The 7239-nt window shown below is 55.1% G+C and carries 6 protein-coding genes; all 6 read left to right on the top strand.

The window, feature by feature from the left end; translation table 11 throughout:
- Nucleotides 1-209: 209 nt before the first annotated feature.
- The 6 genes from AC5EFR_RS04890 (at nucleotide 210) to AC5EFR_RS04865 (ending at nucleotide 7232) form a co-directional block, all read left to right on the top strand.
- Nucleotides 210-725 carry a hypothetical protein gene (locus AC5EFR_RS04890; RefSeq protein WP_493574834.1) on the top strand — a complete coding sequence of 172 codons (516 nt, stop codon included), beginning with the start codon at nucleotides 210-212 and terminating at the stop codon, nucleotides 723-725.
- Nucleotides 726-880: 155 nt separating this feature from the next.
- Complete coding sequence (gene gor / locus AC5EFR_RS04885) at nucleotides 881-2242, top strand: glutathione-disulfide reductase (protein WP_493574833.1); 1362 nt, start codon at nucleotides 881-883, stop codon at nucleotides 2240-2242.
- Nucleotides 2243-2310: 68 nt separating this feature from the next.
- Nucleotides 2311-3465, top strand: a complete 1155-nt coding sequence (hflK, locus tag AC5EFR_RS04880) for an FtsH protease activity modulator HflK (RefSeq protein WP_493574832.1) — start codon at nucleotides 2311-2313, stop codon at nucleotides 3463-3465.
- Entirely contained in the window at nucleotides 3465-4349 is an 885-nt protein-coding gene (gene hflC / locus AC5EFR_RS04875) for a protease modulator HflC (protein WP_493574831.1), read from the top strand. The genes hflK and hflC overlap by 1 nt, the downstream gene beginning before the upstream one ends.
- A gap of 10 nt (nucleotides 4350-4359) precedes the next feature.
- The gene (locus AC5EFR_RS04870) at nucleotides 4360-4551 is read left to right on the top strand and encodes a DUF2065 domain-containing protein (protein WP_493574837.1); all 192 of its coding nucleotides are present in this window, start codon (nucleotides 4360-4362) and stop codon (nucleotides 4549-4551) included.
- Between the two features lie 1286 nt (nucleotides 4552-5837).
- The gene (locus AC5EFR_RS04865) at nucleotides 5838-7232 is read left to right on the top strand and encodes a DegQ family serine endoprotease (RefSeq protein WP_493574836.1); all 1395 of its coding nucleotides are present in this window, start codon (nucleotides 5838-5840) and stop codon (nucleotides 7230-7232) included.
- Nucleotides 7233-7239: the final 7 nt, after the last annotated feature.

Below are 7239 nucleotides of genomic sequence, written 5' to 3'. Positions count from 1 at the left end.
TGTAACTTTTGTCTGGCAGTCAGAAAGGGTTACAGCGCCGTTGGCCTTGCAGGACTTGACCAAAGAACGGTCAAAGGTTGCACTCGAAGTTATCAAAAAATACTGGCCGGATGCTGAAGCTGAGCCGAGAGTTCAATGTGATCGTCGGTCATGATACCAAAGGTAAGCCGTGGTGAACTTTGATCTAGACGATTGTGAAAAGGGGTGGGATGTATCATTCTGATTTTGAAGGCGAATTGCAAAGGCCCAAATTCCCATTCCGTGTGTTTCCGCCATTATTTGGGCTTACTACCGCGATCTTGTTTGCGACGAAGTTTGCGGATGATTGGCGTTTTTTGACCGACTCATGGGTATTGGCGGTGATATTTTTTCTTTCTCTGGCCGCTGTCATCTTCCGCGCTGCCCAAGATTTCCGTTCGTTTCGGGCGGCTTTGTCGAAACAGGGTACGATCTTGCGAATAGATGCAGATGGCTGGTCAATGAATGGCGAGCTGGTGGTTCCTTGGGACCAGCTGAGGTCTATTGAACTGCGCAGAGCGAAGAGGCGTCTGATTGGGTCATATGTGAACTATGCGGCACAAGGTTTTGGTCGAACAAGTGTCATTTTGCCATTTGATGCTTTGACGTCAGAACAGGCCGAACGTTGTTTGTCTGCAATCAAGCACTATGCCCCCGACGTCGAAGCGCCATGGCAAGATCAACTGGCTCGGCGTGGTCTGAGTTAGGGCGCAGCTTTTTCGTTCTGTAACGCTTTTAACAAACTCGTGCGCATCTTCGGGATGACATCCGGCTCTGGCCTTCCTATCTGCGCTATGGAATATCTTTGCACCACATTGCGGCGGCAGACACGCAAGCAGACACAGGAAGACTGGGGACAGCCATGAGCGACTTTGATTTTGACCTATTTGTGATTGGCGGCGGTTCGGGCGGCGTGCGCGCGGCGCGGGTTGCGGCGGGTGAAACTGGAGCCAAGGTTGGCCTTGCCGAAGAGGACCGGTACGGCGGCACTTGTGTTATTCGCGGTTGTGTGCCCAAAAAGCTGATGGTGTTTGCCTCGGGCTATCCCGAAAAAGTGGCCGAGGCGCAGGCCTATGGCTGGGACATGACGTCCGGTGATTTCAACTGGGATCATTTCCACGGTAAACTGGCGGCGGAGTTGGACCGCCTTGAAGGCATCTATCGCAAACTGCTGGCAGGCAGCGGTGTTGAGACCTTTGACGCCCGCGCCAAGGTTGTTGATGCCCATACGGTTGAGCTTTCGACCGGTGAACGTAAGACCGCCAAACACATCCTTTTGGCGATGGGCGGACGCCCCACGATGCCCGACATTCCCGGTGCGGACTTGGCGATTTCGTCAAACGAAATCTTCCACCTTCCTAAGCTTCCCAAGAATATCCTCATCGTCGGTGGCGGCTATATCGCGTCGGAATTTGCCGGGGTGATGAATGGCTTGGGTGTGAAAACCACGCAGTTTTATCGCGGCGCACAAATTCTGCGCGGCTTTGACGACGAAGCGCGTGGCTTGATCGCCGAAGAGATGATCCAAAAGGGAGTCGATTTACATCTTGGCACCAATGTGCTTGAGATGAAAAGGGTTGATGACGGCATTTGGGTCAAGGCCACCAATGGCTCGGAACATGTGTTTGATCACGTGATGTTTGCCACCGGGCGCAAGCCCAACACCGATGACATGGGCCTAGAAGAGGTGGGCGTGAAACTTGGCCGCAAGGGCGAAGTTCTTGTGGACGAATATAGCCAGACCGCGGTGCCGTCGATCTATGCGATTGGCGATGCAACCGACCGCGTCAACCTCACGCCGGTTGCGATCCGCGAAGGCATGGCCTTTGTCGAGACCGTGTTTAAGGGCAACCCAACCCCGGTGGATCACGAGTTGATCCCAAGCGCGGTGTTCACCCAGCCCGAATATGGCACCATTGGCCTTTCGGAAGAGGCGGCGCGCGAGCAAGAACCGATCGAAGTCTATGCGACCTCGTTCAAACCGATGCAGTCGAGCTTTGCCGGATGCGCGGACCGCGTTTTGATGAAATTGATCGTATCCCAAGCCAATCGCAAGGTTCTGGGCGTGCATATCGTCGCACCAGCGGCAGGGGAAATGATCCAATTGGCCGGAATCGCCGTAAAAATGGGTGCAACCAAAGAGGATTTCGACCGAGTGGTTGCAGTTCACCCGGTTATGGCCGAAGAACTTGTCACAATGCGGAACCCCACGCGGACTGGTTGAATTTTAACCAAATCACGCACAGGTTACTGTAAGAGAGACGCCAAAGGACCAAAGAAGGACGACACTTCATGGCAGGAAACAGCGGCGGCCCCTGGGGGGGCGGCGGAAATAACGGCGGCAGCAATGGCGGCGGCAACAACGGCGGGAACAACGGTCGCGGCCCTCAGGGCGGTGGCGGCAAGCGCCCCGACGATGGTCAGATCCCCGAAATTGATGAGCTGATGAAAAAAGGCCAGGAACAGCTGCGCGTCCTTATGGGCGGTCGCGGTGGCGATAACGGCGGCGCGAAACGCGGCGGCGGGTCGGGCGGTTCCGGTGGTGGCTTTAACAAAGGGACGGCCGTTTTTGGCGCGCTGATCCTTGTTGGTCTTTGGGCCTTTGGAAGCTTTTACACAGTTAAACCCGAAGAGCAGTCGGTTGAGTTGTTCCTTGGGGAATACTCCAGCACCGGCAATCCGGGACTGAACTTTGCCCCATGGCCGTTTGTGACGGCTGAGGTGGTGAATGTGACCTCGGAACGCTCTGAAACCATTGGCGGACGCGGTAGCGACGGCTTGATGCTAACCACGGACGCCAATATCGTTAATATTGACTTCCAAGTGGTTTGGAACATCACCGATCCGGCCAAATACCTGTTCAATATTGCCGATGCTCAGTTGACTGTTCAGGCGGTGTCCGAGGCGGTCATGCGCGAAATCATCGCGGCAACCAACCTTGCGCCAATTTTGAACCGTGATCGTGGTTTGATCGCTGATACGGCGATGGAAAACATTCAAGCGACGCTGGACGAATACGAATCCGGTATCTCGATTGTCCGGGTTAACCTTGCCAAGGCAGACCCGCCTGATGAAGTTATCAACGCGTTCCGAAAAGTTCAGGAAGCTGAGCAAGAACGTGACCGTCTTGAACGTCAAGCGGATGCCTATGCCAACAAGGTTGTGGCCGAAGCCCGTGGTGACGCGGCGCAGGTTCTTGAGCAATCCGAAGGTTACCGTGCCCGCGTGGTCAACGAAGCCTTGGGTGAGGCGGCACGCTTTACCTCGGTTCGTGATGAATATGTGAAGGCCCCAGAAGTGACGCGCAAACGTCTTTATCTGGAGACAATGGAAAACGTGTTGGGTGATGTCGATAAGATGATCCTTGATCCCAGCCTGACGGGGGAGGGTGGTGTTGTGCCATATCTGCCTCTGAATGAGTTGAACCGGACCGGAGGGAAGAACTAATGCGTAAGACAGCATATTTACTCCCCGCTTTTGTGATCCTTTTGGTGGTCATCCTGTCTGCGGTCTTTGTTGTGGACGAACGCCAAAAGGCGCTGGTTCTGCAGTTTGGTCAGATTAAGGATGTCAAAGAAGACCCCGGCTTGGCGTGGAAAATCCCGCTGATCCAAGAGGTTGTCTACTATGATGATCGTATTCTGAGCCTTGATACAGATACCATCGAAGTCACCCCATCCGACGACCGTCGTTTGGTTGTTGACGCCTTTGCCCGTTACCGGATCGCTGATGTGGTCAAGTTCCGTCAGGCGGTTGGCGTGGGCGGCATTCGCGTCGCAGAAGACCGTCTTTCCGGCATTCTCAACTCGATGATCCGCGAAGTCTTGGGGGCCGATCAGGTCACCTCGGACCGGATTTTGTCGGTTGATCGCCGTGGGTTGACGAACCGCATCCGTGATCGTGCCCGCGTCCAGGCGCTGTCGCTTGGTCTTGACGTTGTTGACGTGCGTCTCAAGCAAACCAACCTGCCGGCGACAAGCCTTGAGGTGACCTTTGCTCGGATGCGCGCCGAACGGGAACGTGAAGCGGCGGATGAGATCGCCCGTGGTAACGAAGCGGCCCAGCGTGTGCGCGCGCTTGCCGATCGTACCGTGGTTGAAACAACTTCCGAGGCCGAAAAAGAAGCCAACGTGATCCGCGGTGAAGCGGATGCGGAACGTAACCGGGTCTTTGCCGAAGCCTATGGCGCGGATCAGGAGTTCTTTGCCTTCTATCGGTCTTTGCAGGCCTATGAGGCGGCGCTGCGCGGGTCCAATTCGACCATGGTGATCACGCCGGACAGTCAGTTCTTTGACTATTTCGGCAGTGAAAACGCTGCACCAGCCCAGTGACACCACGTCAGTGAGCTGGACGGACATATTAACGGGGATCGGTATGCTCCTCGTGATCGAGGGGCTGGTGTACGCACTGGCCCCTTCGCTTGTCGAGCGCCTGCTTGAGGCGCTGCGCGAGATGCCCTTGGACACACGTCGGGTTTTGGGACTGGCAACGGTTGTGACTGGGGTTTGCATCCTTTGGTGGGGGCATTTCTAAAGGTCACGGCTGTTTTTGTGTTTCAATGAGATGCGATTCCCAAGGGGCGAAACGGTAAGATCACGATAGTGCCTGACGACGATTTGCACCAAGCACGACTCAGAAAGGTCCGCACACAAAAGACGTGGATTTTCTTTATGACACTGTACCTCCAAAGTGGCTTTGGTGGACCGCCTGGGAAAGGTTTGTACTCAGGGCATATCGCGTCGAACGCTTTAGAAAAGGATTATTGTTAAAGCGGTCTGAGCGATTGTTTTTTGAACGTGCTAGGTCGGCAAGGGGCGCTTTGACGAGGTACGGGTTGTGTCAAAGAGCAAATCCAATCAGTTCGGGCTCGTTTTAATCAATTTGAAGGTAGCGTGCGCGTAACTAAAGTTGGTGGATCAACAACTAGTATTATTTGTGGAGCCTCAAGATTGAATCTCTACGGAATTTCATCCGGACATCAGCCGCAGATTGTACCGGCTGGTGCACCTGAGAACACGAGCGGCGAAATCAATCAATTTGAAGCAGTTTTCATTGAAGGAACTCAGGCTGAACGGGCGATGGGTCGAGCAGGGTTATTAGCATTCCGGGGTTTGGAGACCTAGAGACGCCGACTGACCCTGTCAGAGCACAAGAGCGACTTGCTGCGTTTGTAAGTTTTTATGAACGTGGAGCGGAGAGTTATCGCGAAGGCCTAGAAAACTTGGAAAAATCGGTGTCGATGCTCACTGAGGCGCGCGATCGGGTTGCTGCTGGAAACGTCTCTTTTGGTAGTCAAGTTGAACGGTTGGCAAGTTTGGAAGCCACGATTGACCAACACACACGAACATTACGCGAAGCACCTGAAATACTGAGGCAGCAAACCGAAGGGTTAGATGCCCTGCGATCCTTTTATGAGGAACGGTATGGGTGAGGGATAGGACGATTTTGAACAGTTTTGCCTTTACTGCAGTTAGGATGCCTAGCCAAACCGATCTCCGTCCACGTCGAATGCGCAGCAATACCAAATGGTTTTTGACGGCGGTCAACTTATGGCAATTATGCATTGCGGTCGTTGCTCTGCATCTCGCGACATTCCGCTCACTCTCCCTTCACAATCGCTTGAGGTCGGGTTTTCCCGCCTTTGGTGTTGCGCAGGTGCACCTATCTTTGTCACACTAGCAGGAGGCAGGACGCGGCGCGCACCAATGCGGGCCCACACCTGACAATGACAAGGAGTGCCAAGTTTGAAACCCCAATCCCTCGCTTTGACCAAGGACGATGTGACGCCGCTCAGGCTGTTCTGGCTGACGACGCTGTCGATGGTTCTGATCTTGTCGCAATCTTTGATGGCGCATGCGCGTGGCGCGCCCGAAAGCTTTGCTGATCTGGCCGAACGCATTAGCCCGTCGGTTGTGAATATCACCACATCCACCGTAGTCGAAGGGCGCACCGGCCCACAGGGTATCGTACCCGAAGGATCGCCGTTCGAAGATTTCTTCCGTGAGTTTCAGGACCGCGGCGGCGAAGATGGCGACCGCCCACGTCGTAGCTCGGCCCTTGGTTCGGGATTTGTGATTTCCGAAGACGGCTATGTTGTCACCAACAACCACGTGATCGAAGGGGCCGATGAGATCCTGATTGAGTTCTTCGAAGGCTTTGAATTGCCCGCGAAACTAATCGGAACCGATCCAAATACCGATATTGCGCTTCTCAAAGTCGAAGCCGAAGAACCGCTTAAATTCGTCAGCTTTGGAGATAGCGACACCGGCCGCGTTGGCGATTGGGTCATGGCGATGGGCAATCCGCTTGGCCAAGGGTTCTCGGTCTCTGCTGGGATCATTTCCGCCCGCAACCGCGCCCTAAGCGGCACCTATGACGACTACATTCAAACAGACGCGGCGATTAACCGGGGCAACTCGGGTGGTCCGCTGTTCAATATGGACGGTGACGTGATCGGTGTGAACACCGCGATTCTGTCGCCCAATGGTGGCTCGATCGGGATCGGCTTTTCCATGGCGTCCAACGTGGTGACCAAGGTTGTCGATCAGCTCAAAGAATTCGGTGAAACCCGTCGCGGTTGGCTGGGTGTGCGCATTCAGGACGTGACCGATGATGTGGCCGAAGCTCTGGGTCTTGAAGATGCTAAAGGCGCACTTGTGTCGGATGTGCCGGATGGTCCTGCCAAAGAGGGTGGCATTCTGGCCGGTGACGTGATCGTCAATTTCGATGGTGTTGCGGTTGAAGACACCCGCCAGTTGGTCCGCGTTGTTGCCAATGCCCCCGTTGGTCAAACGGTCCGGGTGGTTGTGAACCGTGGTGGTGAAACGCAGACACTCAAGGTGACCTTGGGCCGTCGCGAAGAAGCCGAGGGCAAAGCCCCACCCGCGCAAGAGGACACGCCAGAAGAGCCATCGAAAATGGAACTGATGGGCCTGACCCTCAGCCCGCTGACCGATGAGATCCGGGGTGAGCTTGGCCTTAGCAAAGACGCCGGTGGATTGGCCGTTGTTGCGGTTGATGAGACCTCGCCCGCGTTTGAAAAAGGCCTGCGCGCCGGGGATTTGATCACCGAAGCCGGGCAAAACCCAGTGGCGACATTGGACGATCTCGAAAAGCGGATTGATGAAGCCAAAGAGGGCGGCCGCAAGTCGATCCTGCTTTTGGTGCGGCGCGGTGGAGACCCCCGTTTTGTGGCGCTTGGCCTAGACGAGTAATCCTTGC

The organism is Pelagimonas sp. (assembly GCF_058892305.1).
This window is presented reverse-complemented; position numbering and strand designations above follow the sequence as displayed.

Coding starts and splice junctions, on each gene's coding strand:
- hflK (WP_493574832.1), top strand. CDS start 2,311: ATGGCAGGAAACAGCGGCGGCCCCTGGGGGGGCGGCGGAAATAACGGC.
- AC5EFR_RS04890 (WP_493574834.1), top strand. CDS start 210: ATGTATCATTCTGATTTTGAAGGCGAATTGCAAAGGCCCAAATTCCCA.
- AC5EFR_RS04865 (WP_493574836.1), top strand. CDS start 5,838: ATGGTTCTGATCTTGTCGCAATCTTTGATGGCGCATGCGCGTGGCGCG.
- hflC (WP_493574831.1), top strand. CDS start 3,465: ATGCGTAAGACAGCATATTTACTCCCCGCTTTTGTGATCCTTTTGGTG.
- gor (WP_493574833.1), top strand. CDS start 881: ATGAGCGACTTTGATTTTGACCTATTTGTGATTGGCGGCGGTTCGGGC.